Here is a 26,703-nt window from a genome sequence, read left to right on the forward strand (position 1 = left end):
GTCTATAAAAGCTATTCAAACATAAAAATATCTTTTTTTCGGTAAACCACTTGAGAGTTGAAGCTTAATTCGAGAAAGAAAAAAGTAAGTAACGGGAGCGAAAAAGAAAGACTTGACTGCTACACTAAAAATGTTTCAAAAAACAGACTGCTCTGAAAGATTCTAGTGCAGCAAAAAGGAGACTTGATATAAATTGAAAAAACGGTTTGCCGCTTTATTGCTGTTGGCATTGCTGGCACTTATACCGGTCCAGGCATACGCTTTCCTGGAAGAATGCTGGAAGGCTTTCGAGGATGCAGGATATAGTAGAGACCAACTTGCAGCACAATATAATGGCCGGATCGGCGTCTTTGCAGGAATTACCGGAACGGGTTTCAATTTAAACGGGCACTGCAATCCATGAGGCCTGTGAGCATATCTATAACGGAGAATGCGAGATGGCCGTCGCAGGGGGAGTCAACTTATACCTTCATGCCAAGAGAAGCGGAAACGATAGACCCACAGGAGCGCTTATTCCTGGAATGCGTTTATGAAACCATAGAGGATGCGGGTTATATTTTTCTAGAAGTGCATTTACCAAATTAATGTGATCAAAATGGGAGTGGGTTAATAAATATTGCTTTGAGATCACCATTCAATTGTTGAAGATAAGACTCTATTTTCAATAAATCCCACGATGGGTCAACAATAGCAATGTCTCTTGTTTTCTTATCAATCACAAAATATACATAGTTAATGAAATTCATAAAATGGACTCTTAACTGTTCCATATGATAAGTCAGACCTGTATAGTTTTGAGCAAACTCAAATAAATTTACGCATAACTGCTGCGGTATGTTTCCTTTACCCAGCCGATCAAGTCATGATCCAAATATGTTGCCTGCGCTTGGCTTTATACTTCGTAATTTTGCCAAAACAAAAACGCTTCCCCGGTTATGAAGTGCCCCCTGTCAAGTAGACAGCTATCAAAAAGAATATTTAAGCAGCCTGAGTCCTGTATTCATAAGGAGTCAGGTTGTTTAGTTTCTCTTGAAAGCGTTCATGGTTGTAGAAATGAATATACTTTTGAACAGCATGCTCCACCTGTTGAGCTGAATGGAAGGAGTGGAGATAGAAACACTCGGTTTTAAAATGACTGAAAAAGTTCTCTATACATGCATTGTCCCAGCAGTTCCCTTTTCGGGACATGCTGGCCTGTATTCCGTATCGCTTGAGCAGGTTGGTATATTGGCGAGAGGTATATTGAAATCCTTGGTCGCTATGCAGTAGAACACCTTGCGCATCCTGTCGCTTTCTTGCTTTTTTCACTGTATCCAACACCAGGCTCAAATCGTTTCTGCGGCTGATCTGGTAGGCAACAATTTCGTTGTTAAAAAGATCCTGAATCGCGGAAAGATAGAGCCTCTGTCCATTGAACATGAGGTAAGTGATGTCCGTTACCCACTTTTTATTCGGTTGGTCAGCCTTAAATTCCCGGTTCAGATGATTGCCAGAAATGACGTAGGCTTCTTTCTTGCCGTAGTAAGGTCTCTTCCTACGAATGATCGCCTTGATTCCCAGTTCACCCATAAGTCTCCGTACACGCTTATGATTCATATGTATGCCGTAGATTCGATTCAACCAAACCTTTATTCTGCGGTAACCGTATATTCCCTTCAACTTCTCGTAACATGCCATGATTTTTAGCTTCACGGCTTCATCTTCCCGCTGTTTGGGTGAAACGAACATCTTCCGTTTTATCCACTTATAAAAATCACTTTTAGACACTCGGGCCAGTTCACATAGTAGGACAATGCTATGTCCCTTACTAAGCAATTCTTGGATCACCGCAAACCTTTTACTCTTGGGTACAGCGTCCATTCCTCCTTTCACATCTGCAAGAGCTTTTTTAGCATTTCATTTTCTGCATCAAGGCGTTTCAGCTTAACCTCCGGATCTTCAGGTCGTGTTCGAGGTCTGCCGATGCCAGGCCCTTTTGCTTTGCCACGTTTTTCCTCTAGACCTTTCATTCCCTCGGCTTTGAAGTGTCTCACCCATCGGCGAACCAGAGAAGCGTCAATCTCCATTTCTCGTGCCACGTTTTCATATCCGATGCCCTTTTTGAGGTACAGATCCACTGTCTTTTTCTTGAAGATCACATCGTAAGTTTTTCTTATTTCTCCCATAAAAAAATCCCCTCCATAATAGACAGATTAGACGGCTTGCTCTTTTCTGTCTACTATGAGGGGATCATATCATTAAAGGTGAGGCGTTTCGTTGGTTCTGTGTACCTAAAACGGAATACTCCGCAGGTACCAAGACCTTTCATTATTTTTGTTCAATTAATGATGATGTGTCCATGGTAAATCAAGAATGCCGAGGACCGGGATCGAACCGGTACGGTAGTCACCTACCGCAGGATTTTAAGACATGAGTTTTTAATATACTGTACTGGCATACAGTTCCAAAATCCAGTATTCTCAAGGCTTTTATATGTTCGTATATGTTCTCATTTGGACTGTATTCTACACAAAATACTACAGTCTGTCCCCAATTCGTCCCCAATAAAAAGAGCAGGAGGATTAATTCCTTACTGCTCTTTTTGCCTTCTACTAAATGCAAAATCAACATCCGATATGTTTATTGCTCTAAAATCCATTGTTCTAAGAAGGCTCTCGTTTCGCGAGCTGGAAAATACCATTTCCTCCCTATTTTTCGCTTGATAAATCTCGGATCATGAAAAAAGGTATCAAGAATTGCATTCCAACTCATACACGTTCTCTTCTTTAATTCTTTTGTATCCCAAAATACATATTCAGCATCTACTGCTTCCACCAACTCCGAAATTTTCTTCAATATTAGCTTTTTCGCTTCCTTTTCATCTACACTAATCTCAATCAAAATCCTCATCCCTTTTTTGTAGAGTGCTAAACTAATTAATGAACGCATAAAAAATCCTCGGATATATACCGAGGAATCGTTTTAACAAAAATTATCTTTCACACGCCACTCCATCACCATCACGATCCAACTTTCTACTGTAACCTGGTTCTCCTTCATAGATTGGATCGGCGCCAGCAGCACGAACCGCAGAGCAGTTTTTATAGTATACACTACTTGATGATTCTCTTGGTTCAGAATAAGTTTGAACGACTTCCTTTTTAGGAGTAACTACTTTAGGCTTAGATTCTTTCACACCTGAATCATTACTTTTAGATTCAGTCTTTGTAGTTGTCTTTTGAGCTACCTTCTGATTGAATCCTTCTTCTTGCGCATAGTTTTCAATACTCCAGATGCCTGTTCCATTTTTTTGAGCGGTGGTTTGGATCTTTTTGAATTGATCGACATATTTAACGTTTGGCGTGTCTATGTAGGCCACACGAGCATACCCTTTTTCGATTAACATTTCATTCAGCATCTTATCTCCAACCCATATATATCCAAGTAAACGACCATACTTATCTCGTTCAGAAACATCAAGCTCTAGGGAAAGATTACCTTGTTTTAATAGCTTCAGCGTAAAAGCAGATGCTTCTTTTGCAAACGGTTGAACCGGTGTACCCTGTTTTACACTTTCAGGTGTATCTACTAAAAGTAGTCGAATCTTTTCCTCTTTCCCCTGAACTGATGCTTTAAACGTGTCTCCATCTGTTCCCGCTAATAAGGTTATAGGAATACGTTTTGGTTTTTCAGAAGCTGATTCGTCATTCGTAGTTGAGGTAGAAATAACATTTGTTTGTTCAGCTTTAACTATAGTAGGTGCTTTAGGTGTCTGTTCTACTTTAGTCGAAATTGACGGTGCTTCACTTGATAATTCCTGCTTGTTATTTGACAGATTCCCGATGAATACTAATAAAAATAGGCCAGCAAGTGAAAATAATACTATTGCTAGTTTACTTTTCTGATTTTCTCTCCTAGCACTCTGATATTTTTTATAACCCCAGTATCCAAGTCCTCCTGCGATAATAAGCAATCCTAAATATTTAATAATCGCCACAACTACAATTACTGCTAAGATAATTCCTATAACCTTTCCCTTTCCATTACTCTCATGATATCCCCCTAGGTATTTAGTTCTAGGATAAATATACCATGAATATTTTCCAATATATATACTTTTATGACAGAAATCGCACGAATCTTCTTATGCCCCTAGATTATCTGCTAGATACTTGCTGAAATAATATCCTCTAACTTAATCCAACTAAAATCATCCTCGCCACGAAACAGTTTTACTTCCCTGCGAGCAGTATTTATAGACGTGATTACACCTGTGAGTTCTTCGTCATCGAACGGGCTAAAAACCACTATCGATACAGGCTGACGTGTGTTGTAAGAGACTATAAGTGCCTGCTCAATTAGCTGCACTTCTTGATCATCAAGTTCAGGCTTACCACGCCGTTGGCGATCTTTCATGAGCTTTAGATATGCTTCCTTATGTTCAGGGACGATTATCCGACTGCTTTCCCATAATCCATTGCCCTCAAGTTTCTTTCCCATGTAAGTAGCCTCCTGATGTGTTATGTAGAAATTACATTCCGAACATACGTTCTACACAAGAGATTTTCATACTAGAAAAATATTCCTAGGTCTGATAGACTACTTGTAAAATGAGGATTTTGCAAAGTCCTGAAATATTAAAAGAGGAGATTATTATGAAGCGCCTTCTTACCTTATTGTTAATTTTTGTTGTCTATTTTGGAACGATTCCAACAATTCATGCGAATCCGTCGAATTATCGTATTTTTTTGGATGGAAAAATTGTGACACTTCAATCTGCCCCTCGCATTGAAAGTAACACCCTTATGGTTCCAGTTGTCCCGTTGTTAAAAAAATTAGGCTATACAGCTGCTGTAGATCCCGATATTCCTGATCGTGTAAAAATAACAAATTCGAATAATTCGATTACCTTTGTGATTGGTGCTAAAAATATTTATATCAACGGAAAAGAAATTCGTATGCCTATTAGCTCTAAATCATACAATGGAGTAACTTACCTTCCTCTGCGTGCAATTTCGCAAGCACTCGGGAAACCGTTTGGCAGTAACTCTACAGAACAGTACGCCTGGATTGGAGTTACACCGAGTAAAAACCAAAATATTCCAACAGAGTTGCAAGGGAAAGATTTTAGAAATGCTATATGGGGTATGACAGTTCAGCAAATTAAAAGGTCTGAGACACTGCCTCTCATCAATGCTGTCACTGAATTAGATGATTACGGCGCGAGTAATATGTACTATACTTATTTGGACTACAGAGGTGAATACAACGGGTACAAAGCAGTTTACACTTATATCCTAACTGGGAAAGATAAGAACAACACTAAACTGTATGACGGCCAGATTTTATTTCCTGAAAAATTTAGTAACATGCAAAACTATATAGATCGATTCTTTAAAATTAGTTCTAAAATGCAATTGGTATACGGTGCACCAGTTCAAACGGAGCGACCACGAGGAAGAGATCAGAGTAAATGGGCGGAAGACCTGTCTTTAGGTAATCTCTCTTTAACCGATTACTACAATGTCGGTCGAAATTCTTATTATATCCGATTGTACAAAAGTATGCATTCTGAATATCCTCAATTGGATATTTTGGTGTCTCAAAGATAATATTAGACTTTTTTCTGAGAATCAGCACGCCAGTGTAATTGATTTTATCAAATACTTCGAAGATCTATAGAACTGACTAGACAAAAAGCTCTGCCGCCCCATTAAGGTCAGCAGAGCTTTTTATTTATTTAGAGTATTCACTTACTTCAAACGTCAAAATACGATCATACAGCATGTAATCCTTACGGCTGCTGAATGGTCCTTTATTATTGTCATGTTTATTGATTGCATAGGATGCTGATCCAGAACCAGCCTGTTTACCCTCATACCAAGCAATGAAGTCATTAACTTCTTTCATGCTCAGGTCAAACTCTTTTTCCAAGCCGGTTGTCATGGTGACCACCAAAATTGCACGGTTGCCTGATGGAGATTGAGGATCCGTAGGCTCGCCAGTCGATGGTTCATTAGGATTTGTTGTACCAGGCTTGCTTGGATTAGTCGGTTCTTCTGGAGATGGATTTCCTGGTGTTGTCGGATCAGTCGTTGAAAGCCCCGTTGGTGTAACTACAGCTTCATTGGAAATCGATGTCTCAACACCATTGAAAATAGCTACTACTTGAAAATAATAAGTTGTTTCATTTATCAAATTAGGAACCACATAGTTACCAGCCGCGTCTTTTTCTACAGAAATTGAATCTGTATATTTATTAGGTTGTGTACCGTAATTAATTTTATAATTAGTAGCATCCTTGATTGTATTCCAACTTAATTTAGCAGACGAGTTCTGTGGCTGACCCTTAAGATCAATTGCTTCCACCATGCCAATAGTTATCTCGTTAAATGCTAACCATGACGAACCTCCGTTAGCATCAATTTTTATACCATCATAGGTTCCAAGCTTCACCTTATCAGGCTGTGACGTTGTATATGTAGCAGTTAAAGAATGAGTTATTTGCTCACTTATTGGTACCCACTTTCCACCTTCTAATCCATAAATGGTGTATGAAATCTCTCTCGGTGGCGTAGCAGCAGTAGTAATATGAACGAAATTTATTTCGATTGGGCTAGGAAAAATTAATTCAATATTCCCTTTGAATGTACTGGCATTCCAATACGTTCCGATGTCTCCATCTATTGAATTCCCCGCTACAAAGTTGCTATAAATACTGCTAGCTTTTGCAGTAGTTCCTTCTGGAGGTGAGAATCCAAGCATCCCTTTTACTGTTTTATTTAGTGCAGCTGCATGTGTTACAGAAGGTAGTAAGATGATACTAATTAGAAAAAAAGTTAAAACAGTAGTCATAAATTTCTTTGACATGATTATTAGCCCCCTATGAATATCTTCTATATCCATAAAGATAGATTAACACTCTCATATTGTCTAAACATAAACTTGCTGATCTATAAATATAATCTATATTTTTGCATATTTATTTTTTATTGGGTATTAGTAAGACTCATACCAGTTACCCGGTTGAGCCTTTCACATCTACTCTAAATTCAAACTGCTTACGCAAGAAATAAGATCCGTTAATTTTAATCGACTCCGGTGTAATCTTCTCCACTACTCCACCGTAGTCCACAATATCTATTAAATCATCTCCCAACAACTGGACCCCATATACTCTTACCTGGATTAATGCAGCTGCAAACAGCTCTATATCGGACTTTAACACTTTATATGTATAGTTCATGCTGATCACCTCAAATAGCTATTCGGTGGATTCTGTGGTAATTCCTGCAACGAAGAAGGTCCCGCTAACCTAATGATTGGCGGGACCTTTTTACCTATTCCGTTTAGAATCTATAGCTAACCAAGTAGCTTTTCCTTCAATTCAACACTCCTATTGCTCTCGGCCAGCTTTTCAAGCACTTCTCGAGCATCCCACTCATGAATTGGATTCTCTCTAAGTTGATAATCTTTTATAAATTTTTCAAACACTTCGTAACTCAACTCAAAATCATTAACTTTGAAATGCTCTTCAAAGTTTTTAGTGATTTTTTGAACATCGGGGTTACTTTGATCAGGATGCAAACGCATGTTAAATAACATGCAAAGATTCGTTATAAAATGTTGATCTTCGCTACTAAGTTCTTTTTCTGCACACCACTTATCATATGGTGACAATTCATCTTCTGCTAAACGCAACAATACAGATTTCCATTCAAGCAAAATGTTCATACGCTTCTCAAGCTGAGTTATATCCGGGTTTTCCATGATGCACCTCTCGTTTTCAGATCATTAAAGTATTACTTTGCTACCATAATAAATCAACCACTCAACAACCATCCCTACTCCTTCTGCGATTCCTTTACTAACGACTCCTCTCAATTCCTGCACGATCGCAGACCTTGCGCCTGCGGCTATTTCAGCAGTAGTCAATTCTACTGCTCCTAAGTAGCTTTCAAGAACACCAAAAACCCTATTGTTATATTTAATAACAGCTGCCACTGTCTCTGTATCAAAGAATTTTTCCAGAGTCCACCGCGACACAGGGTTATCGATAACATATCTTAATGCTTTAATAGCAGTTTCTACAGCCTTAACTTTCACACCTTGGGTACTAACTTCCCCATCAGGCTGTACAGTAGGAGCAGGCGGAGTTACAGTATTAGCATCGATTGTTGGTGTTGTTCCGTATGTAGCAGTTACTGAAGATGTTTCTGCAAATGCCGCGAAAGGAGTTATAACAGAGAATAATAAAGCAGTTGCCATTGAGCTCAAGATAGTTTTTTTAGCTAATTTCCATTTCACTTGTACATTCCTCCAATATTTTGTATTTACAACAAAATAATATATAAAAATGAATGTCGAAGTAACGGGAAAATAGTAAATTGTAATAAATAGTAAGGAAGTCCCATGATGAATTGCTTAAAATTCGAAGTATTTAATCAATAGCATAAATAAATTTCAAGCTATTCCTCCTCCATAAATATGGTCTTTTGAACTATTAAATGTAAATATAGTGTTGATTGATGTCGAGAATCCCCGCCGACCAGTTAAGGTTAGCGGGGATTTTTATTTATTTAGAGTATTCACTTACTTCAAACGTCAAAATACGATCAAACAGCATGTAGTCCTTACGGCTGCTGAACGGCCCTTTATTATTGTCATGCTTATTAATGGCATAGGATGCTGATCCAGAACCAGCCTGTTTGCCTTCGTACCAGGAGATAAAGTCATTGACCTCTTTCATGCTTAGGTCAAATTCTTTTTCTAAGCCAGTTGTCATAGTGACCACCAATATTGCACGATCTCCAGTAGTTGGCTCTGGATCAGGTTGACTGCCTCCTCCTAGTGGAGTTGCTGAAGCTTCATTGGAGTATTCAGAATCAACGCCATTCACCTTAGCACTAACAACAAAATAATATTTTGTTCCATTCGTCAGGCCAGGAATGACGAAGTTTCCATATACGTCTTTTGTAGCTGTTACTGTTTCAGTGTATTTGCCGGATTCTGTTCCGTATTTGATCGTATAGCTTTCTGCATTTTCAATTCGATCCCATTTTAAAGTAACCTGACTGTCTCCAGCTGTTACTTTAAGATTAGTGGCAGTATTAACATCTAATAATTTTCCATTTTTATCAATATCAACTGCATCCAAGTCATAGTAACCCGCGGAAATCTGTGGAACAGTAATTGTTACATTATGCCTTCCTTCTGGTAGTCCTGTTTTTTCAAATGATAGATTTTGTCTTAAAAGTGGTCCATTTTGAGAAAAAACTTCATTAATATTATCATCTATTGTAATCTGTACATTATTTGGTCTATCTGGAGATCTTGTACCAATCAGTCTCAGTTTTGTTCCATAGAATGAGAACTTAATCTGCGCTCCCGATTGGCTCGTATATTTTGAAGTGCTGTTGTATTCCTCCGAGAAATAATCATTTGCCCACGATCCGAGGTACTTAATATTCTTATCCCCATCATCATAACGTTCCCATTCTGCCTCTGGTTCAGAAAGCTTCTGCCCTACTGTAGCAGCATAGGAACTTGAGTTTAAAAACGTGAACATTACAAAAAAAAGAACTCCAAACAAAATACCAAATTTCTTAGTAAAACCGATTTTCACAAATATTCCTCCTAGTAATCTAATAAACAGATACTAAGGTAATATATTCCTCAAAACATGTCTAAACATAAACTTGCTGATCTATAAATATAATCTAAATATTTGCATATTTATTTTTTAATGGGTATGAAAAAAAGGGCTCATACTGGTCAAATACCAGTCGAGCCCTTCTTGACATCTACTCTAAATTCAAACTGATTCCTCATGAAATAGCTTCCGTTAATCTTAACCGACTCCGGTGTGATCTTCTGCACTACTCCACCGTAATCCACAATATCTATCAAATCTTTACCCAACGGCTGTACCACATATACTCTTACCTGGCTTAATGCTGCTGCAAACAGCTCTATATCCGACCCTAACACTTTATATGTATGGTTCATGCTGATCACCTCGATAATTCATTCGGTGAATGGTGTCGTAATTCCTACAATAAAAAATCCCCGCCGACCAGTTAAGGTTAGCGGGGATTTTTTATTTAAGCTTAAGAACCTCCAACGGTATCGTGAAGCTGAATACTAGGGTGCTGGTCATAAGCACGATTAGGCCCATTCACGATAAACAGAAAGCTAGCTGCGACGATCAGAAGAACCATTTTTCTCAACATTGTCTAACCACACCTTTTCAATAAGATTTAGAAACTTTTCCTTGAACTCAGAAACTGCATGTGTTCTAAACTTCACGAAAAGCCCCATGCAGTTTATAAAATAAGTTTCATTATTTATTATATGTGACTTTACCATTGCATACATCAAATGTTTAAAGCCAACACCGTATGAACCTCTATACAAATAGTAATAAGCTAACTCGTATCCAAATCGTGCGAACTGTTCCGGTATAACTTGTCTAGTATACATATCAGTAGATGGGTTTCCCTGTTGCACAAAAGAGTCAATAATCGTTTCAAACCGTTTAAGTACGTGATCCACATCTATTTGATATCGGTTAGCCGCAATCATTACGTTCAATAGCTTAGTAACCATCTCTTTATCGACTTTTGATGCAGCAATGTATTCGACATAATCCAGAAGCACACATGTATCTCCAGACAAGAGTTTATACATGTAAGTATTACATTGCGCCCAATCCTTATAAAGGTTTATCCAATACAAAGCATCCTGGTCCGTCTCCAAGACCCAATCTAAATCAGCATAGGCATATGTATATTCTAGAGCTTGTTGATAATCGCCTTGGGCTTCACAGACACTTGCACATAGTAAATCGGCATAGGTGATGTACACAAACATGGGACGACTCAGCTTCTTTTTAGACTCGTCACACTCTCGTTTCTTCTGTTGATGTTTCATCGCATATTGGATTTCCGCTTTTTCTCTCATTTTTCTAGCTGTTTCATCGACCTTTTCCCATTTACGCAATGATCTGTACACGTTAGCTAAGTCCTTCAATGCGTCAAGTTGGTCTGTTTCATCCAAGCGCTCAACAAAGGCTTCAAGTATCGCGGCTGCGTGGAAATTTCGGTTCTGATCCTCTCCAATCTGAATCGTGAATATACGATACTGACAGACTGCCAAACGCTCTGAATGTTGGTATTTTTCCACTTCTGCTACGTTCTCATAGAGTAGCAGTGCCGCAGCATGTCGTCCCTGTGCAAATAGGTTTTCCGCAATCTCAAATAGTTTAGGCGAATAGAGTAGATTGTCCATGATGGTTCCCACCACTCGACGGATCGCATCCAACTTGTCCAACTCCGCACAACGATACAAAAATGGCTCGATTCGTCTCATATTCGGGGGCGTGTCGATGATGTAGTTTTCTATAAACAGATCGTAAAAATACCCTTCCGGCAAACCCATAGCCTCAGTAATTCGGTCAAGCTGGTTAACAGACATAGACTTATTTCCCGACACTATACTACTTATTATTCCCCTATTCATCCCTGTAATTTGTCCAAATTGCGATAAGCTTAAGCCTTCTTGTTTTAGATATTGTTCTAATTCTGCTCTTATCGTGGGTGTAATTTCCATGGATAAACCACCCTTTCAGCGTGAACTCACTATATGATGCGTAGTTAAATATATTATGTAATTATGAAACAAGTAGTAAAATACATTTTTTTATCGCTCTTGATTGTACCATCTTTTGGAACAAAATCATATACTTATCATATTTGATATCGAGATACCTTTTGCGATAGTTAAGATGATTTCATGTTTAAAAGTATCATCTTAATGTATATTTTTTTTAAAAATTCAGAATACAACTCATCCAGTACAAAGTTACCTGATTGAATAGTCATTTTCGTATTTCCTTGTAATTTATCTTTGAATTGAGCTTAAATTTGATGTATAGCATATAAGCAACCTTAACGATAAAAGTTGAATTATCTTTTATATAAACCTTCTTATTCCAAAGAAAGAAACGAAAGCTTTTTGTTTATTGCAGCTGCTGTTGGTCGCAAGGGAAAAAGCCGACGCTTAACGCAGAGATCCATTGAAAAACTGATTGAAAAGTATGCTTCAGCTTTTGGAAAACCAGCTTTAACCGTGCATTCTCTGAGACATTCATTTGCAACGCGTTATCACTTAGAGAACAATGATGTGCCCAGATTGAAAAACCAATTAGGACATTCCTCAGTACAAACAACAATGATCTATACACATTTAACTGATGAAGAAATGAGGAAAGCAGTTAACAATATGGATACGTGATGTATAACTCAAATCAAAACTTTGTGTCACAAAGTTTATCCCTTGCGGGGAGAATGACACAAAGTTTGCCCCTTGCAAGAGATAATAACGCAAATTTTCTCTATATCGACCTAGTTCCGGCTGAGAACTTGTAAGAAAAGAGGATAAACTTTGTGTCACTGGACAGGTGCGGGTATTGGAGAACAACAATCCTTCCCGTAATCTGTTGATTCTTTTTCTTCGATTACTTATACTTCATGATAGAGTGCCTCCTGTGCTGGAATTGTTCTTTGGTCGGAACGTTTCCCAGTATACAGTTGGCACTTTTTTCATTCAAACCTCAATTTAATTAATAACAGGAATGGCTCCTTAAGATAAAATACGAGTTGTGTATATCCTCTACAATAGGCACTTGGTTAATGTACGATATTCAAAGCAGCTTGAGGATTGAGTGCATAAGCCGGATACGCTTTTGCAGTTTGCTCTACTTGTTCGTCGGATAGCTGCATGACTCCATAGACTGCGTAAGGTGCCAAATAGCGGGCCCCGATCATATTGCTTGTTGCCTGGAAAGGCCGCAGCAACTCTGGAAGGGTATAAGTGTTTGCACCGTCAGGTGTATAGGAAACTTCTGCACCACCTATGCTAATTGCAAGCATTAGTTCCTTGCCGTGCAGTTTGTTGCCCGTGCTTCCATAAGCCCAACCATAGGTAAGAACGGTATCTTCCCATTTCTTCAGAAGAGAGGGTGTGCTGTACCAATAAAAAGGAAATTGCATAACAATACGGTCGTGCTGCTCTAATAGCTCTTGCTCGGCTTTAACGTCGATCTCCTCGTTGGGATAAGCTTCGTATACACGGTGTACAGTAACACCTGTTTGCTTGTCCATCTCGTCCGCCCAGCGGCGATTTAGACGGGAATCAGAAAGGTTGGGGTGGAATACGAGTACGAGTGTTTTCATTCAGAATCTCTCCTTATTTCTATTTAGTAATTCGTTGTAGTGCCTCCGGCAGATTCCTCATAGGCATTTACACTACCTTCTACAGGCAAGACAGCCATCGTACGTATGGTTTCAAACGGACTTTCGTTGAAGAACATATCCGTCATGAATATAGTTATGCTGGACGCCATGTGTCGGTCTCGCGCTTTCATCCATACTAGTTTTGGCTGGGTCGTCCGAATCGTTGTACGAAGGGATTGGGCTATTGTCGTCGTGTATTTTTCCGCTATGTGTTCTACCTGGTTGGCGGCATTAATGTGGCCTAGCCTGATCAATGGGTAGTGATCCAACAATTCTCTTAACTTAGGCAGCACAGCGTGACTTATGCTACAATCTGTTCGGGATACGTACAAGAAACTCAATTCATGGTTTTCAACGAATTCATTCACCATCTCCAGTGAAATTAACTCCATCAATTCTTTCTCAATCATTTCCTCATCTACGAAACCTTCTTAATTCCAGTCCAATCCATTCTCATCGACATATTGGCTAACAAAGTCCTCCTCGGTTTCTATAGACACCTTGCCTTCAACTTCAATTTGAACACCTGCTTTTCTTAATAAAACCCCGACTTCACATGCCTGTTCCGCAGACATAATGACTTCACGTGCAGATTGAACCTGTTCATTTGTGGAAGCTGTAGACAAAATTAACTGAGGAAGATGAACGATTATCATTCCTTCCTTTTTGGAAATGACTGCTTCCGTATTCATCATCAATCCGGTAACAGGTACTTGTTTCATTTCAAGCAAGTAGACAAGGGTCATGATATAACAAGTTGTAGCTGAAGATACTAATAATTCTTTAGGATGCGCTCCTTCACCGCTCCCCCCCAAAGCTTCAGGTATTGCAATGTTTGTTTTAAGATAATCCGCCTTCATTTTTCCGTGACCTTTAGTGTTCTGAAACCATACATTATTTATTTCAATTTTTACGTCAGCCATTGTAATACACTCCTTGTTAATGATTTTACAAACTCAACGCTATTCGCTCATACGATACACTTCAAGACTTAAATGCAACCCGTGTACATTACCTCATGAAAAAGACATAAATTACATACTTCTGCAAAGGCTATTCAACTGAAGATTTTGACCAATTTTATTGGTTCTGGAAGTAGCGTAGGTACGTTCATTTAATCTGCCACTCATGAAGTTCCACGCTAAGCGCTTTTTCCGACACATACGGGTCTTTTTCAACCATCGCCTGTGCCTCTTCCAATGAATCTGCAACGTAAATGACTAGACCGCCAGTCCCATCAACAAAAGGTCCCTTAGCATAAATTTTCCCCTGTTCTTGCATACTGTTCAAAAATTCCACGTGCTTAGAATGTAACTCTGTTCTTTTTTTCGTGTCGACTATGTGCAAGATTGCTGCGTAATGTGCCATTTTACCACTCCTTAATTTAATGAAAAATAGATTTATCAAGTCTATGAAGATTTTATATTCATAACATCATGAATCTTTTGAATTTGAAATTCTGCGTTAGTAGCGCAGTGTGTTAGATTGAAATTTCATTCTATTGCATCACGCTTTCTGATTCTTTCGGGACCAAACGACAACTGGAATAAGAAGCAAGGAAAGGAATCCTCCGATAAAAGAAAGTACTGTATAACTGGTTTGGGCCATAACCATACCCGACAACGCTCCCCCAGAAGCACCAGCTAGTGCGATTAAGACATCCACGCTTCCCTGTGTTTTCGCTCGTGTTTGCAGTGGTGTCGCATCAACAATCGCTGCAGTTCCGCTGATCAATCCAAAGTTCCACCCTAGCCCAAGGAGTACAAGTCCTAGAATGAGAAGTCCCATCGAATCCCCGGGTGCAAGCGCGGACACCAAGCCTGCTAATAGCAAAGTTACACCTGAAGCATAGGACATTAGTGTATGCCCATATTTATCGACGAGAGCACCGGTAATCAGGGAAGGTAGAAACATAGCTGCAATATGGATACCAATGACGATACCAACATCTCCTAGGCCATGTCCGTGATGTTTCATATGAACCGGTGTCATCGTCATAATGGCAATCATCACAATTTGAGTTAATACCATCACCGTAGCTCCAACGAAGATGCCTGATTTATTGACGCTTGCTTTTAGAGCACGTGTTGCATCCGCACCATTCTGGATTTCTTTTACGCGCTGAGCTTCAGCAATAGCCTTTGAAACGATGAATGGATCTGGCCGTAAAAATATGAGAAGTACCAACCCGGCCAATATAAACGCCATGGCTGCCAGCATAAATGGACCCGATAAGGCAGGAGCCCCAATGGAGGTGGCTACTCGTCCCGTGATGTTCACGAGATTCGGTCCAGCAACTGCACCAAATGTCGTGAAGACCATGGCGACACTAATCGCTTTGGCACGCTCTGTAGGAAGAGCTAAGTCCGTACCAGCATAACGAACTTGTAAGTTCGTTGCTGTACCAGCACCATAGATTAACAATGAAATAAATAGGAGTGGCAAATTGTCCAACATGGCAGCCAATACAACTCCGATTGCACCAATTCCCCCTCCTAGAAATCCCGTTGCTAATCCTGCGCGACGACCAAAGTTCTGAGAAAGACGTCCGACCAATAGGGCAGCACCAGCTGAGCCTAATGTAGTTAGCGCAGCGGGCACCCCGGCGAAGCTGTCTGTTCCCAGCATATCTTGTGCTAGCAACGACCCCACCGTCACACCTGCAGCTAATCCAGCTCCTCCGAAAATCTGAGAAAGGATGACGATCATCATGGTTCTTTTATGCAATTGACGCTGCTTCTCGGGTGATTCCACATATTCCTTTAGTGAATCTGAGATCTTTGCTTTTTCGTTGGCTACTGTGCTTTCAGACATATCCTATTCTCCCTCGTATTAAACCAATCAATTGAATAATTATTTTTGAGGCAATTAAAAAGCCATACGTCTGTATAGCATTCAAGCTTTATCATTCTAATTTGATTGAAATTGTCTTAAAGATTACAGAAACTTACATCTCCTATACCTGTACAACCACCAAAATACCGGGGAATGACACATTAAAACAAATCCCCTATCGCCCGATTATAACCTAGAAAGTCTGCAATCACACTCGTTTTTGGAAAAAGCATCGACTCAACGCTTTACAATAACGTATCCCATACGATGAATTGTTTGCGGCACAACGATCACTCAAATACCAGGTAAACAACTGTCCCAGACCCAAAAATAATGGAAATTCATATTGAGTAATGCGGTTTGTTACACCCGAGCTCGACTGATGCAAGTCCATGACTCATTCTGTTGATGAGATCAATAAATCGGAGTTTAATGAATCTGTGCATGATACTCCTGCCATTCATATACTCCTTCCTCCATATGGAAAGCTGTAAAACCCTCTTTTTGCATCAACTTCACCGCCTCAGCGGCAAAAACACAATATGGCCCTCTGCAATAAGCCGCAATTTGAATCTCTTTAGAGTGAGTTTGCAAGTAACGATGCAAGTCCTCCATCGGCACGGACATAGCTCCTGGGATATGACCTGCCTCGAATTCTTCAGATGGACGTACATCCAACAGAATAATGCTACCATCCTCCATTTTTCTCTTCACTTCGCCTATAGAAAGCGTATCTAAATCCCCGAATTGACACATGAGATCGTTTTTAATTCGGGTAACATCCGCCAGTTGCATTTCACTGATTCGCCATAAAGAATTTAAAAACCCCTTAACCTCAGGACTTGCTAAGGTATAGATGACATAGGTTCCCTTCTTCTTGAATCTCACCAGATTAGCATTATGCAAAATTTGAAGATGACGCGATACATTAGCCACGCTCATTCCGGTAGCCTCGGCCATCTTTTCCACAGACTTCGGCCCTTGAGATAGCAAATGCATGAGTTCCAAACGTTTATCACTGGACAAGCATTTTCCAATTTTAGAGAACTGACGATACAAGTCATCTTTGAAAGATCGAACGGGTAACCCTTGAACCATAAACTTCACCTCCTACAACTAATTATTCAATTGATTAATCAAATTATAATATTTGATTCTTGATTACGTCAAGGGTGTATACCCAAAATATTTTAAATATCTAAATATCAATAATATTTAATTTTTTAATACCATGGACACATGACTTTAATTATCCCGATACTAATTCCCATCTTATTGAACTGAGTGTTGGATTGGGGCCTGCAAAGCCAATCGTTTGCCATAGAAGGTGCGTGTAAGGCATTTTTGCACTACGAGGATTAAACAAGTTAGTTGCTATAGGCGGAAAAAACTATCTTTTAACACTTTTAGATGAATATCAGATGGACTTCAGCAAAGGAACTAAGTTCTTGTACTTAGCACGACTTCCTTGTTTCATCTTAAACGACTTAAATATGTGAAATACTGCTCCTATCTCATACATATGTCACACGGCAAACCATCCAATTCCTTTAACAATCTGTAGCTTCTCACTTATTAGTTACAATGATTCGATTTTCGAAACCATATAAATGTAACTAATCTTTACTATCTTCAATTAATTGAGTCAATTTACAGGGAAAGTTCATTTGTTTAATTGATTATTAAAGTTACGACATCCTGAGGGTTTTAATTTCTATTCTATAATTGGTTAATCATCCCTTTATGTTGGTTTCAGGAAATGTAAGAACATAACAAAAAGAGCCGATCCATCCAACAGGAATCGGCTCTTCATTAAATGAGTGCTGCATCAATATCGTCTTTCCTTAATGAGAACGGTATCAAAAACATATAGCTGAATTTCAGAAAGTAGATACTTTGCTTAATTAAATTTTTGAATAAAAAAGCAACTGCAACTGATTCCGATGCTGCCGCTTATATTTTAATTCTAAAAAGAGCAGAAGAATAAATCCTATGAGTTTTCCTATGTGTTTTTTTCATTTTGCTGTTTGCTGAGCGTTTTTACAAGGTATTTCTGCATACAGCAACCCCTACTTCATTTACCAACGGTTGTTGTGGGTTATAACATCAATTGAGACTGATTATACAATCTAAATGAGACAGTTAATATTCCTGAAAACTCAGTAAAATCTGGAATAATGGCTAAGTAAATACAAAATTATCTGTTAATGATTGATTATTTTAAGGTGAAAAAGGACAGCATGTGTTTTTATGAGAAAGCCCGGCGCCCGTGTTGATAAAAAAGGGACAAAGTCTACTCTTGCATCGCGTACAATCCAGTATGCTTACGATGTAACAAATAGCATATTCCAACGAGCTGTAGAATGGCGTGTACTGACCAAAAATCCCCTGGAAGGTGTTAAACGTCCACAAATTAGCAAAGAGGATAAAAAGGCCCGCAAAGACCGCAAAAATTACTTTGAAGAAGATGAGGCAGTCGAGGTAATTGATAAATTACTTTATACAGACTCTAAATGGAGACTTTTTTTCTTGGGGGCGATAATGGGAGGATTCCGACGCGGTGAGTTAATTGCTTTAGACGAAGACGATTGCGACTTTGAAAACAACAGATTGAGGATTGACGAGAGCATTTCAAGCACCAAAAATGGCCAGGCGGACATTACAGATACCAAGAATGAAGCATCTAACGATTATGTAGATATGCCACAATGGTATATAGAGGAACTGGCCGTCCATGTTAAAGGTATGCGTAAACTAAGGTTTGAGGCAAAGGCAAATGGGACATGGCAAGGCGGGGATCGCAACTTTGTTTTTCACTCAGGTACAGGAAAACCCTATTACCATACAACGCCGTCCCAGCAGTGGAAAAACTGGTGTGAGCGGCACGGCTTCCGTAATGTATCACTTCATGGTCTCCGCCATACAAATGCAACGTATTTGCTTGGCCAGGGAGCATCTATCAAGGAGATTCAACATCGATTGCGACATTCAACATCTCAGGTGACTTCAGATACCTATGCTCACGTCACCAAGAAGCTCAGTCGTAAAACGACAGCACACCTTGACGTCTTCGATCCTAAAGTTCGTCCCCAATTCGTCCCCAAAGGTGAAAAAAGCAATCGATCTAAGTAAATCAGGTATTGTAATTCAAACCCTATAAAAAAAAGAAACCCCTTATATATCAAGGGATTTCAGATTAACCCATTATGCCGAGGACCGGGATCGAACCGGTACGGTAGTCACCTACCGCAGGATTTTAAGTCCTGTGCGTCTGCCAATTCCGCCACCCCGGCATGTATTTAAGAACGTTATTTTTACACTTACTTGTCTTACAAGTATCAGAGAAACATTGCTTATTGTTCTCGTTATGTAAATGTCGTTCAATTGGGCACCAACATATAATACGACAATTTTATCGAATTGTAAAGTGTTTTTTTGAAAAAATAATAAAATTCTCTTTTTGAATAACTTCAGGTCATTTGAATTACACTAATAAACGTCTTTCCAAACTACCAGAAGGGGTGTTACGAATGCGTGAAGGTATGATTCCAGCTGTTCTAGGAACGGTAGTATCGGCTTCAGGCGCTGTGTTGCTGAGCAGTAAGTACAAACTTGCAGCTACAGGCATTCTCGGTTTCGGACTGGCTCATGTTGTTCTGGGAGCGATTGATCTGATTGAGCATCGCTAGTGTTTGGGAAGTGCCGGGCGGGATTTAATCCTTCCCGGTTTTATTTTTATCAACGTTTAGTCTGGAGCATAAGCGTTTATGTAAAATGTAGAATCTAAATACACCTAAAAAGGAGCTGTGATGTGCTATGAGAAAAAATAACTCCGAAGAAAAGAATCGTACTGACGATCAAATCGAACATAAACAATCCCTAGGCGAGCGCGAGCCCGGATTCGATCGCATTCCTGACACCGATGCCGATACACCTGCTGCTACCGACATGATCGACGAAGCCGTAGGTCGTGGAATCGACAAGCTGCGTAACGATTTTACAAAATAAAGCATGAGTAATAGGACACAGGCTTACTGAACCAGCCTTTAATTTATTTACTTTTAATATGTATAGTGATTTCGTAAAATCACTTGAAAAGAAGCATAATCCAGCCAATAATCGAGATCCACAACACAATGCTGATCAAGAGTCCACACATGATACCAAAAGAGAAATTACCTTCACTCTTTGGCACAGCATTACCAAATTTCAATCTAAGCTTCATTTGATTCCAGTTCATAGAACCCCCTCCTTAAGTTCTATTTCGGAATATGAAGCTTATTTTTGTAGACCTATAGTCGTGTTTTTGAAAATAAAATAGGGTTTTTCGTCCTATCATCCTGATCGCGGAAACAGGATTACAGCTATACCGATCAAACAAATCAATCCACCAACGAAATCGTACAAGTCGGGTGTCTTTTTATCAATCCACCAGCCCCATGCAATGGAAAGAACAATAAAGACACCTCCGTATGCTGCATATACACGCCCAAAAGAGGAGAAAACCTGAAAGGTAGCAATGATTCCATACACAGCCAAAATCACTCCACCGCAAAGTCCGACATACCATGTCTTCCCTTCACGTAGCCACTGCCAGATCAAATATCCTCCTCCAATTTCAGCAATGCCAGCCAAAATAAAAAGTAAAGCTGCCTTTAACACCATTTCACATCCCTAATTCTTTGAATCTTTTCGATTTTTTTGGATATCTCATTAGAGCACTCGACCTAAAATGATAATCAATGCAATCACGCCAACCAGAATAAGCAGATTGCTGACCTGACGCCATAAGCTAGGATCTCCCTCGGAGTGAAGCTTTCGCTGATTGACATCAAAGTTCGATTTGGCTCCTTCAGCATCTGCTGGCCTAGAGAATGGTCTATTTTCTTCATTCATGTGAACGGCCTTCTTTTCAATCCACTTTAATAATACCAAACTTTTCCGTCAATTTCGTGTTGCTTGTGTGCTTATACTTACCGCATATTTCCGAATGCACCTTCATATTTATGAAGTGTACATCCGGGTGTCGATATTTCACTGAATATAAAGTATGATGTCGAATTAAGGTAGAGTGGGTATTTAGACGCCTTTCATTGCAGGACGGTAGTTATGGTATAATTTATTCAACTTGTTCAAGAGCGTAACCAGAGCACAACTGCTTACTCACCTTGTAATAAAATTAACATCCAAGAATCCACATCCCGGTTACAACCTGCATATTCTGTTTGTAAATCCAGGAGGAGGATACCGATGTCCCCAATCTTTATAGCTAGTTTAATGATCATGGGCATATTTTTATTTCAGGCAGCTATCGTTCTGGGCATCATACATTTGGTTTCGAAACGCACCAAACGTCCAGCACAAACCAAAATGTATCTTACAATGGGTTTGCTCGTTTTAATTTTAGGCTTCCTTGTATGGAACAGCTGGATATACTCAGAGGAACTCAATGGGTGGGCCATGATTAGTCTGCTAGTGATTATTATTAGCGCCTGTATACAGCTTAGAAAACAAAAAGAAAAATACTAATCCCATTACCATGCATCAAAGGAGGAGCGCCATGAAATCTCACTCAACACGCTTTTGGTTACAGAGGGTGCTACTGCTAATGCTTGTTTTACTCTTCAGCGGCTCTCAGCAATCGTTCATTATTGCCGATGCCGCCCCGCCGGTTAATGTTCAGGCCTCTGCCAAAGCCAGGCAATTACTTACCTACCTTTCCAATGTACCGGATGGTATGCTAATCTCCGGGCAGCATGATTACTTAGAGGCACCGGATGAACAAAATAACAAGCTACAACAAATCAGTGGACAATACGCAGGGCTTCACGGCTATGAGTTTGGGGGATTGGCCAATCAATCCAGTACTGCCTTACGAGAACAGCGGCAGCGTGTTGTGGACAGCGCTATTCGATGGAGTGAGGACGGCGGGATCGTAGCTATCACCTTTCATCAAGCGCTACCGGGCACATCCAAAACGTGGAAGAACGTGCAAGCCAAAATTACTCAAGCTGAGTTCAATCGTTACATCACGCCGGGTACCCCGCAATATAAACAACTGATCGACGATCTGGACGAGGTGGCTCTGTCCCTTAAGACCTTACGAGACGCGGATGTGCCTGTTTTATGGAGACCCTATCATGAAATGAACGGCAGCTGGTTTTGGTGGGGGAACAAGCAAAATTACGCCAAACTGTGGGATCTGATGTATGATCGGTTCGCACGTGTCCATCATCTCGATAACCTGTTGTGGGTATGGAGTCCCAATGCTCCGAACGCATATAGTACTCCCTATAATCGAACCTTTCCAGGTATTCATCGAGTCGATATTCTCGCAGCCGATATCTACAACAATGATTACAAATCCTCCTATTACACCGAATTGCTAAAGCTTGCACAGGGTAAGCCTATCGGAATTGGGGAAAGCAATATTTTACCGAGTGCAAAGGTGTTGCAAAATCAGCCCGCCTGGGCCTATGCCATGACATGGGGAAAGGAACTGTCTGCAACCAATTCTCAGACAGCGATCAGATATTTTATGAATCAAAACAATATTATCACACGAGAACTTCTCCATGAGTCCTTCCGCTGAAAGAACAAAAAAGCTTCGACTTCGCTCTATGAGTGAGGTTGAAGCTTTTTATAATAAAACCCAATCAAGCCCTTAACTATTTCTAATTACTTCTTCCAGATCAATATCGGCATACGCCTCTTCACCAAGATGTACGGATACGATGGTATAGATCCGCTTAGTCAGTCTAGACATCAGCCGATCACCCGGTGCTACGGAATATTCTTCCCGATAATCCCCAATTTTGTGAAAACCGCTTGACATATGGATGTACAAGTTGCCCCTACGTGTTTTACCATGTACCAACATCAAATCTCCTCCTGCTGTGTAACTAACCTAATTTCCCTGTTACATGTATAATATCGGTTAGAACAAGATAGGATATAAGTCCCTGGTACCCTTCTTTCATTTCACATGATTGTGCACATAAACGAAACGGGCCTGCCAGTGATGTGACAGACCCGTTTTTGTAAACCCATTTTCGTGATTTAGGAAGAAACTATTCTTGATAGGATTCTGCTATCGCATTCGCTGCAATGATTGCATTGTACACGTCAGCAGGACTAACCGGGAACGGCATGTTGACCATCGTATCATTCGATGCACAAGCAGCTTCAGCCACCTGGCGCCATTCAGCCTCAACAAATTCCTCTACACCCAAGTCACGAAGCGTCAATGGAAGACCTACATCCTTAACCAGTTTAATCACGGTTTCCAGTTCCTCTTTCGGTGCATTTTCCAGCACCAGCTGAGTTAACAAGCCGAATGTAACTTTCTCACCATGCTGTGCTTTATGAAGCGAAGGAACAGCCGTCATGCCATTATGAATGGCATGTGCCGCTGCCAATCCACCTGATTCTGCACCGACACCGCTCAGATAAATGGTCGCTTCAATCGTATCCTCCACCGCACGAGTATATACTTTACGATCCACGGCACGTTTGGCCTTCACAGCATTTTCCAGCAACGTATCATAACAAAGACGAGCAAGTCCCAGTCCTGTGGTGGAAGGCTTATTCAGAACCAGGTTGTCCCCGTTGGACTGATAGCAAGCACGGGCTTCAAAATAAGTTGCCAGTGCATCACCGATTCCGGCTGCAAAGAAACGCGCAGGTGCTGCTGCCAGAATGCCTGTATCCGCCAGTACAACGTCTGGATTCGTAGGCAGGAACAGATATTCATCAAAGGAGCCATCCTTCTTATAAATGACCGCAAGCGCGGTACAAGGGGCATCCGTAGAAGCAATCGTTGGGAAAATAACGACAGGCAGCTTTTCATAATAAGCGGTTGCCTTGGCGGTATCCAGCGTTTTACCGCCGCCAATCCCTATAATGATGTTTGAGCCATGCTTATGCACCAATTCACGGTTACGCTCAATTTCTTCTTTTGTACATTCATATTGGAATTTCTCGAAGACCACCTGGTTACCAGCTGCTTCAATCGAAGCACCTGCCTCCTTTTGGGCCCTTTCAAGTATGAACTCATCACAAATAACAAAGGCTTTATCGCCATAATCCTTAATGTAGTCATTTAACGATGAGAGCAGATTTTGTCCAGAAATAAATTTCTTGGGTGAAGTGACGGACCTTACAACGTTTGTCATGTAAATTCCTCCTCAGCTTTGACTCATACCCAAATTAACACTATTTGGGCATGTGACCCTTTAACTATAAACCTCTTTTCACTTTATTAAAAGGCTTATTATGGAATATTTTATGAACAAATTGTGTATCTATTATACTTGAACAGTCGAGCTCCACTCAGAATACAGGATGCCCATCATGATACGATCATAACTATTGCCATCACGAAGAACAGCGGAACGAACTCTGCCCTCAAGCTGGAAACCTGCCTTCTCATAGGTACGGATCGCTTGTGTATTGTACTCAATTACATCCAAACCGACCCGATTTAAATTTAACTCATAAAACGCATAACGAAGAATGAGACGTACAGCTTCTGCCCCAAAGCCCTTGCCACGGTAGTCCGTATTACCTATACCAATTGCCAGCTGCCCGCTTCGATTATTCCACTCAATCCCGTGAATAGCAACAAATCCGATCAAGACATCATCTGCCAATGTTCTTAATCGAAAATAGACCTCGTTAGAGCTAGGAGATCCTTCTGACTCCATCTGTTTCAACGTATAAGGGAGCGCCAAATCCGTATCTACATTTCGCAGATACTTCGCATCCTCACCCCATTTGAACATCACTTCGGCATCTTCTTCCCTAACTGCGGCAAGTTTTATTCGTTCCCCGTAAAATAAATTTTCGATCTTAATGACCCTTCAGCTCCTATTATGAATTGTGTGCCATTTTTTTCATCATAACTGTCATGCTATCAGATGTCCGCAATATAAGCTCTCCCTATGAATTCAATGTTTAAATTTTACAAAACAATCAAACATAACACAATCAAATAATAATAATTACAATTATCTTTGTGTGATACACAAAAAGACCTTGCGGCTGCAAGGTCTTCGTATTCCTAATATTTAAACAGCATAGCAACCAGTTGATATCCAGCTCCAATCGTCCAGAACAGCACATAATCACCACGCCGGATACGACCAGATTCGATACCTTCATATAAAGCAATGAACGGGCTACTGGTACCTGTGTAACCATAACGATCACCCACATAAATCATTTGGGCGTCCTCCAGCTCCAAGTGATCCTGAATCTTCAACACATTTGCCAATGAGAACTGAGACAGACAATAAGCCCGTACATCCTGAGGCGCCAGCCCATTCTTCTTTAAAATGCGTTCAAGCAGATCAAATGTTGGGGGCAGGGCCATATTGGCATCGAACGGAAGCCACTGAATATATTTTCCGGGGGCATTCCTTTGTAGTGTCGCCGCTAACCCCTGAGCCGGGTACAAAATTTTATCTATATTGACTGGGTCCGTAAAATACATGGAATCTATAAATCCGGTATCCTCTTCTGTACGCTCCAAAATAGCCGCACATGCAGCATCTCCATAGTTCGCATAAGTAATCTCATCCTCGGGACCGGAAATGAGTGAATTATAATCCGAACCGATAATAAGCGCAGTCCGCACATCGGGATTAGACAACATCGACCGACTGGCTTGATCGACAGCCACCGTCATCCCTGCACAATTCGCGTTGGAATCCATCACGGCCACATCATGTCTGGCCCCAATCGCCTGATGAACAAACAATGCATTCATCGGAAACAGCGACTCTGGAACTTGAGTGGAAAACACGATCATATCCACATCACGGCCTGTCATACTGGCTTGTTCCAGCGCTTTTTGTGCAGCTGCAATTCCCATTGTTAGACCGTTTTCGTTCGGGTCATCAATGATGTAACGCGTTTTTCTGCCCATATGCTCCATGAAGCGTCGAATATCTTTACCCCGCTCGTCAAAATGGCGAACATAATATTCGTTATCCAACGAATGGGACGGATGATACACACCCAGTGCTTTTATTTTGATATGGCTCATCAGCAGTTTCCCCCTTACACATACGTCAGAGCATTATTGTACAACAATATCTACGTTGTTTAATCCTGCTTCACGTGCTACGCGACCGAGCTGCATTTTAATAATCGTTTGTTGAAGGCTGATGCCAAAAATTACTTTGGCAAAGCCAGTTTCTTTATAACGTACAAAAGAGCCCTTCAGTTTCTCTACTTCCCCCGGACCCAAAAGTGCCATCTGGGTACAGTCTACCTTGAGTGTATAGCTGGACGCCTGAATGGATGAAGTTTTGGCTGCATAATCTTTTACAAAGCTATCATACTCCTCCTGGCTAAAAACTCCATTCACCGCCATATGTACCGTTTTAATGGCTTGATCTACTTCGATGGTGTAAGGATGTTGACTCATTTTAGAAAGACTCCTTTGATTTCATTTTTTTGTCTATTAAGAGTATCGGAATAATAGGTAGAATTTTTAATATTAAACTATATAAATCACCACTAAAATATTACAAATTTGTGAATACACAAAAAAACCGTCACTGCTCCTAGAAGAAGCAACTGACGGCTG

At 40.3% G+C, this 26,703-nt stretch carries 33 protein-coding genes, 1 tRNA gene and 3 pseudogenes; 9 read left to right on the forward strand and 28 right to left on the reverse strand.

Annotation, left to right across the window (positions count from 1 at the left end; genetic code table 11):
* Positions 1-250: 250 nt before the first annotated feature.
* Positions 251-473 (forward strand): annotated as a pseudogene (locus tag AC6EJC_RS03610) (beta-ketoacyl synthase N-terminal-like domain-containing protein); the annotation flags it as partial.
* Positions 472-585 carry a beta-ketoacyl synthase N-terminal-like domain-containing protein gene (locus tag AC6EJC_RS03615; RefSeq protein ID WP_444952771.1) on the forward strand — a complete coding sequence of 38 codons (114 nt, stop codon included), beginning with the start codon at positions 472-474 and terminating at the stop codon, positions 583-585. The pseudogene AC6EJC_RS03610 and the gene AC6EJC_RS03615, both read left to right, overlap by 2 nt.
* Here the strand turns inward: AC6EJC_RS03615 and AC6EJC_RS03620 are convergent.
* From AC6EJC_RS03620 to AC6EJC_RS03645, 6 genes and pseudogenes are all read right to left on the reverse strand, one after another.
* Positions 566-634, reverse strand: a pseudogene (locus tag AC6EJC_RS03620) (hypothetical protein); the annotation flags it as partial. The gene AC6EJC_RS03615 and the pseudogene AC6EJC_RS03620 overlap by 20 nt on opposite strands.
* A gap of 344 nt (positions 635-978) precedes the next feature.
* Positions 979-1,860 carry an IS3 family transposase gene (locus AC6EJC_RS03625; protein ID WP_444952772.1) on the reverse strand — a complete coding sequence of 294 codons (882 nt, stop codon included), beginning with the start codon at positions 1,858-1,860 and terminating at the stop codon, positions 979-981.
* 8 nt (positions 1,861-1,868) lie between these two features.
* Positions 1,869-2,165, reverse strand: coding sequence for a transposase (locus AC6EJC_RS03630; protein ID WP_444952773.1), 297 nt, complete (start codon positions 2,163-2,165; stop codon positions 1,869-1,871).
* Positions 2,166-2,619: 454 nt separating this feature from the next.
* Positions 2,620-2,880: a group-specific protein gene (locus AC6EJC_RS03635; RefSeq protein WP_444952880.1), complete on the reverse strand. Its 261-nt coding sequence runs from the start codon at positions 2,878-2,880 to the stop codon at positions 2,620-2,622.
* Positions 2,881-2,971: 91 nt separating this feature from the next.
* Positions 2,972-3,976, reverse strand: coding sequence for a thermonuclease family protein (locus AC6EJC_RS03640; RefSeq protein ID WP_444952774.1), 1,005 nt, complete (start codon positions 3,974-3,976; stop codon positions 2,972-2,974).
* 167 nt (positions 3,977-4,143) lie between these two features.
* Positions 4,144-4,479 carry a YolD-like family protein gene (locus AC6EJC_RS03645; protein ID WP_444952775.1) on the reverse strand — a complete coding sequence of 112 codons (336 nt, stop codon included), beginning with the start codon at positions 4,477-4,479 and terminating at the stop codon, positions 4,144-4,146.
* 155 nt (positions 4,480-4,634) lie between these two features.
* On the opposite strand from AC6EJC_RS03645, the gene AC6EJC_RS03650 reads away from it, so the two are divergent.
* Positions 4,635-5,591 (forward strand): copper amine oxidase N-terminal domain-containing protein, encoded by a 957-nt coding sequence (locus AC6EJC_RS03650; protein ID WP_444952776.1) that lies wholly within the window; start codon positions 4,635-4,637, stop codon positions 5,589-5,591.
* Between the two features lie 124 nt (positions 5,592-5,715).
* Here AC6EJC_RS03650 and AC6EJC_RS03655 read toward each other — a convergent pair whose 3' ends face one another.
* The 7 genes from AC6EJC_RS03655 to AC6EJC_RS03685 form a co-directional block, all read right to left on the reverse strand.
* Positions 5,716-6,849: a fibronectin type III domain-containing protein gene (locus tag AC6EJC_RS03655; protein ID WP_444952777.1), complete on the reverse strand. Its 1,134-nt coding sequence runs from the start codon at positions 6,847-6,849 to the stop codon at positions 5,716-5,718.
* Positions 6,850-6,997: 148 nt separating this feature from the next.
* A complete protein-coding gene (locus AC6EJC_RS03660) occupies positions 6,998-7,225 on the reverse strand; it encodes a hypothetical protein (RefSeq protein WP_444952778.1) in 228 nt (75 codons plus the stop codon).
* A 116-nt stretch (positions 7,226-7,341) separates the two neighbouring features.
* Complete coding sequence (locus tag AC6EJC_RS03665; RefSeq protein ID WP_444952779.1) at positions 7,342-7,749, reverse strand: hypothetical protein; 408 nt, start codon at positions 7,747-7,749, stop codon at positions 7,342-7,344.
* Positions 7,750-7,773: 24 nt separating this feature from the next.
* On the reverse strand, positions 7,774-8,286 hold the full coding sequence (locus AC6EJC_RS03670; protein WP_444952780.1) for a hypothetical protein: 513 nt from the start codon (positions 8,284-8,286) through the stop codon (positions 7,774-7,776).
* Between the two features lie 268 nt (positions 8,287-8,554).
* Positions 8,555-9,604, reverse strand: a complete 1,050-nt coding sequence (locus tag AC6EJC_RS03675; RefSeq protein ID WP_444952781.1) for a fibronectin type III domain-containing protein — start codon at positions 9,602-9,604, stop codon at positions 8,555-8,557.
* Positions 9,605-9,753: 149 nt separating this feature from the next.
* On the reverse strand, positions 9,754-9,987 hold the full coding sequence (locus tag AC6EJC_RS03680; protein ID WP_444952782.1) for a hypothetical protein: 234 nt from the start codon (positions 9,985-9,987) through the stop codon (positions 9,754-9,756).
* 186 nt (positions 9,988-10,173) lie between these two features.
* Positions 10,174-11,589, reverse strand: a complete 1,416-nt coding sequence (locus tag AC6EJC_RS03685) for a transcriptional regulator (protein WP_444952783.1) — start codon at positions 11,587-11,589, stop codon at positions 10,174-10,176.
* 378 nt (positions 11,590-11,967) lie between these two features.
* Between AC6EJC_RS03685 and AC6EJC_RS03690 the strand changes: the two are divergent.
* Positions 11,968-12,273 (forward strand): annotated as a pseudogene (locus tag AC6EJC_RS03690) (tyrosine-type recombinase/integrase); the annotation flags it as partial.
* A gap of 395 nt (positions 12,274-12,668) precedes the next feature.
* Here AC6EJC_RS03690 and AC6EJC_RS03695 read toward each other — a convergent pair.
* From AC6EJC_RS03695 to AC6EJC_RS03720, 6 genes are all read right to left on the reverse strand, one after another.
* Positions 12,669-13,214 carry an NAD(P)H-dependent oxidoreductase gene (locus AC6EJC_RS03695; RefSeq protein WP_444952784.1) on the reverse strand — a complete coding sequence of 182 codons (546 nt, stop codon included), beginning with the start codon at positions 13,212-13,214 and terminating at the stop codon, positions 12,669-12,671.
* Positions 13,215-13,237: 23 nt separating this feature from the next.
* Positions 13,238-13,684 (reverse strand): thioredoxin domain-containing protein, encoded by a 447-nt coding sequence (locus tag AC6EJC_RS03700; protein ID WP_444952785.1) that lies wholly within the window; start codon positions 13,682-13,684, stop codon positions 13,238-13,240.
* 21 nt (positions 13,685-13,705) lie between these two features.
* The gene (locus AC6EJC_RS03705; RefSeq protein ID WP_444952786.1) at positions 13,706-14,197 is read right to left on the reverse strand and encodes an OsmC family protein; all 492 of its coding nucleotides are present in this window, start codon (positions 14,195-14,197) and stop codon (positions 13,706-13,708) included.
* Positions 14,198-14,384: 187 nt separating this feature from the next.
* The gene (locus AC6EJC_RS03710; RefSeq protein ID WP_444952787.1) at positions 14,385-14,642 is read right to left on the reverse strand and encodes a YciI family protein; all 258 of its coding nucleotides are present in this window, start codon (positions 14,640-14,642) and stop codon (positions 14,385-14,387) included.
* Between the two features lie 138 nt (positions 14,643-14,780).
* Complete coding sequence (locus AC6EJC_RS03715; RefSeq protein ID WP_444952788.1) at positions 14,781-16,088, reverse strand: MFS transporter; 1,308 nt, start codon at positions 16,086-16,088, stop codon at positions 14,781-14,783.
* 450 nt (positions 16,089-16,538) lie between these two features.
* Positions 16,539-17,207: an ArsR/SmtB family transcription factor gene (locus AC6EJC_RS03720; RefSeq protein WP_444952789.1), complete on the reverse strand. Its 669-nt coding sequence runs from the start codon at positions 17,205-17,207 to the stop codon at positions 16,539-16,541.
* Between the two features lie 1,152 nt (positions 17,208-18,359).
* Here AC6EJC_RS03720 and AC6EJC_RS03725 point away from each other — a divergent pair.
* The gene (locus AC6EJC_RS03725; protein ID WP_444952790.1) at positions 18,360-19,241 is read left to right on the forward strand and encodes a site-specific integrase; all 882 of its coding nucleotides are present in this window, start codon (positions 18,360-18,362) and stop codon (positions 19,239-19,241) included.
* 75 nt (positions 19,242-19,316) lie between these two features.
* Here AC6EJC_RS03725 and AC6EJC_RS03730 read toward each other — a convergent pair.
* Positions 19,317-19,402 (reverse strand) — tRNA-Leu (locus AC6EJC_RS03730).
* 237 nt (positions 19,403-19,639) lie between these two features.
* Here AC6EJC_RS03730 and AC6EJC_RS03735 point away from each other — a divergent pair.
* Together AC6EJC_RS03735 and AC6EJC_RS03740 are read left to right on the forward strand one after the other, a co-directional pair.
* Positions 19,640-19,798: a hypothetical protein gene (locus tag AC6EJC_RS03735; RefSeq protein ID WP_013311032.1), complete on the forward strand. Its 159-nt coding sequence runs from the start codon at positions 19,640-19,642 to the stop codon at positions 19,796-19,798.
* Between the two features lie 127 nt (positions 19,799-19,925).
* The gene (locus AC6EJC_RS03740; protein WP_444952791.1) at positions 19,926-20,117 is read left to right on the forward strand and encodes a hypothetical protein; all 192 of its coding nucleotides are present in this window, start codon (positions 19,926-19,928) and stop codon (positions 20,115-20,117) included.
* A gap of 79 nt (positions 20,118-20,196) precedes the next feature.
* Here the strand turns inward: AC6EJC_RS03740 and AC6EJC_RS03745 are convergent, their stop codons facing one another.
* The 3 genes from AC6EJC_RS03745 to AC6EJC_RS03755 form a co-directional block, all read right to left on the reverse strand.
* A complete protein-coding gene (locus tag AC6EJC_RS03745; protein WP_444952792.1) occupies positions 20,197-20,349 on the reverse strand; it encodes a hypothetical protein in 153 nt (50 codons plus the stop codon).
* 95 nt (positions 20,350-20,444) lie between these two features.
* The gene (locus AC6EJC_RS03750) at positions 20,445-20,771 is read right to left on the reverse strand and encodes a YnfA family protein (RefSeq protein WP_444952881.1); all 327 of its coding nucleotides are present in this window, start codon (positions 20,769-20,771) and stop codon (positions 20,445-20,447) included.
* A 51-nt stretch (positions 20,772-20,822) separates the two neighbouring features.
* Positions 20,823-21,005: a hypothetical protein gene (locus tag AC6EJC_RS03755; protein ID WP_444952793.1), complete on the reverse strand. Its 183-nt coding sequence runs from the start codon at positions 21,003-21,005 to the stop codon at positions 20,823-20,825.
* 354 nt (positions 21,006-21,359) lie between these two features.
* Here AC6EJC_RS03755 and AC6EJC_RS03760 point away from each other — a divergent pair, with 354 nt between their 5' ends.
* The gene (locus tag AC6EJC_RS03760; protein WP_444952794.1) at positions 21,360-21,638 is read left to right on the forward strand and encodes a hypothetical protein; all 279 of its coding nucleotides are present in this window, start codon (positions 21,360-21,362) and stop codon (positions 21,636-21,638) included.
* A gap of 31 nt (positions 21,639-21,669) precedes the next feature.
* Positions 21,670-22,701, forward strand: coding sequence for a glycosyl hydrolase (locus AC6EJC_RS03765; protein ID WP_444952795.1), 1,032 nt, complete (start codon positions 21,670-21,672; stop codon positions 22,699-22,701).
* Between the two features lie 72 nt (positions 22,702-22,773).
* Here AC6EJC_RS03765 and AC6EJC_RS03770 read toward each other — a convergent pair whose 3' ends face one another.
* From AC6EJC_RS03770 to AC6EJC_RS03790, 5 genes are all read right to left on the reverse strand, one after another.
* Positions 22,774-22,989, reverse strand: coding sequence for a hypothetical protein (locus AC6EJC_RS03770; RefSeq protein ID WP_322153707.1), 216 nt, complete (start codon positions 22,987-22,989; stop codon positions 22,774-22,776).
* A 190-nt stretch (positions 22,990-23,179) separates the two neighbouring features.
* Positions 23,180-24,283 carry a glycerol dehydrogenase gene (locus AC6EJC_RS03775; RefSeq protein ID WP_444952796.1) on the reverse strand — a complete coding sequence of 368 codons (1,104 nt, stop codon included), beginning with the start codon at positions 24,281-24,283 and terminating at the stop codon, positions 23,180-23,182.
* 132 nt (positions 24,284-24,415) lie between these two features.
* Positions 24,416-24,964, reverse strand: a complete 549-nt coding sequence (locus AC6EJC_RS03780) for a GNAT family N-acetyltransferase (RefSeq protein WP_444952882.1) — start codon at positions 24,962-24,964, stop codon at positions 24,416-24,418.
* 206 nt (positions 24,965-25,170) lie between these two features.
* Positions 25,171-26,157: a ketoacyl-ACP synthase III gene (locus AC6EJC_RS03785; RefSeq protein ID WP_444952797.1), complete on the reverse strand. Its 987-nt coding sequence runs from the start codon at positions 26,155-26,157 to the stop codon at positions 25,171-25,173.
* Between the two features lie 33 nt (positions 26,158-26,190).
* Positions 26,191-26,541, reverse strand: coding sequence for a hypothetical protein (locus AC6EJC_RS03790; protein ID WP_444952798.1), 351 nt, complete (start codon positions 26,539-26,541; stop codon positions 26,191-26,193).
* Between the last annotated feature and the right edge of the window lie 162 nt (positions 26,542-26,703).

It is taken from the genome of Paenibacillus sp. TY11, from assembly GCF_059772165.1.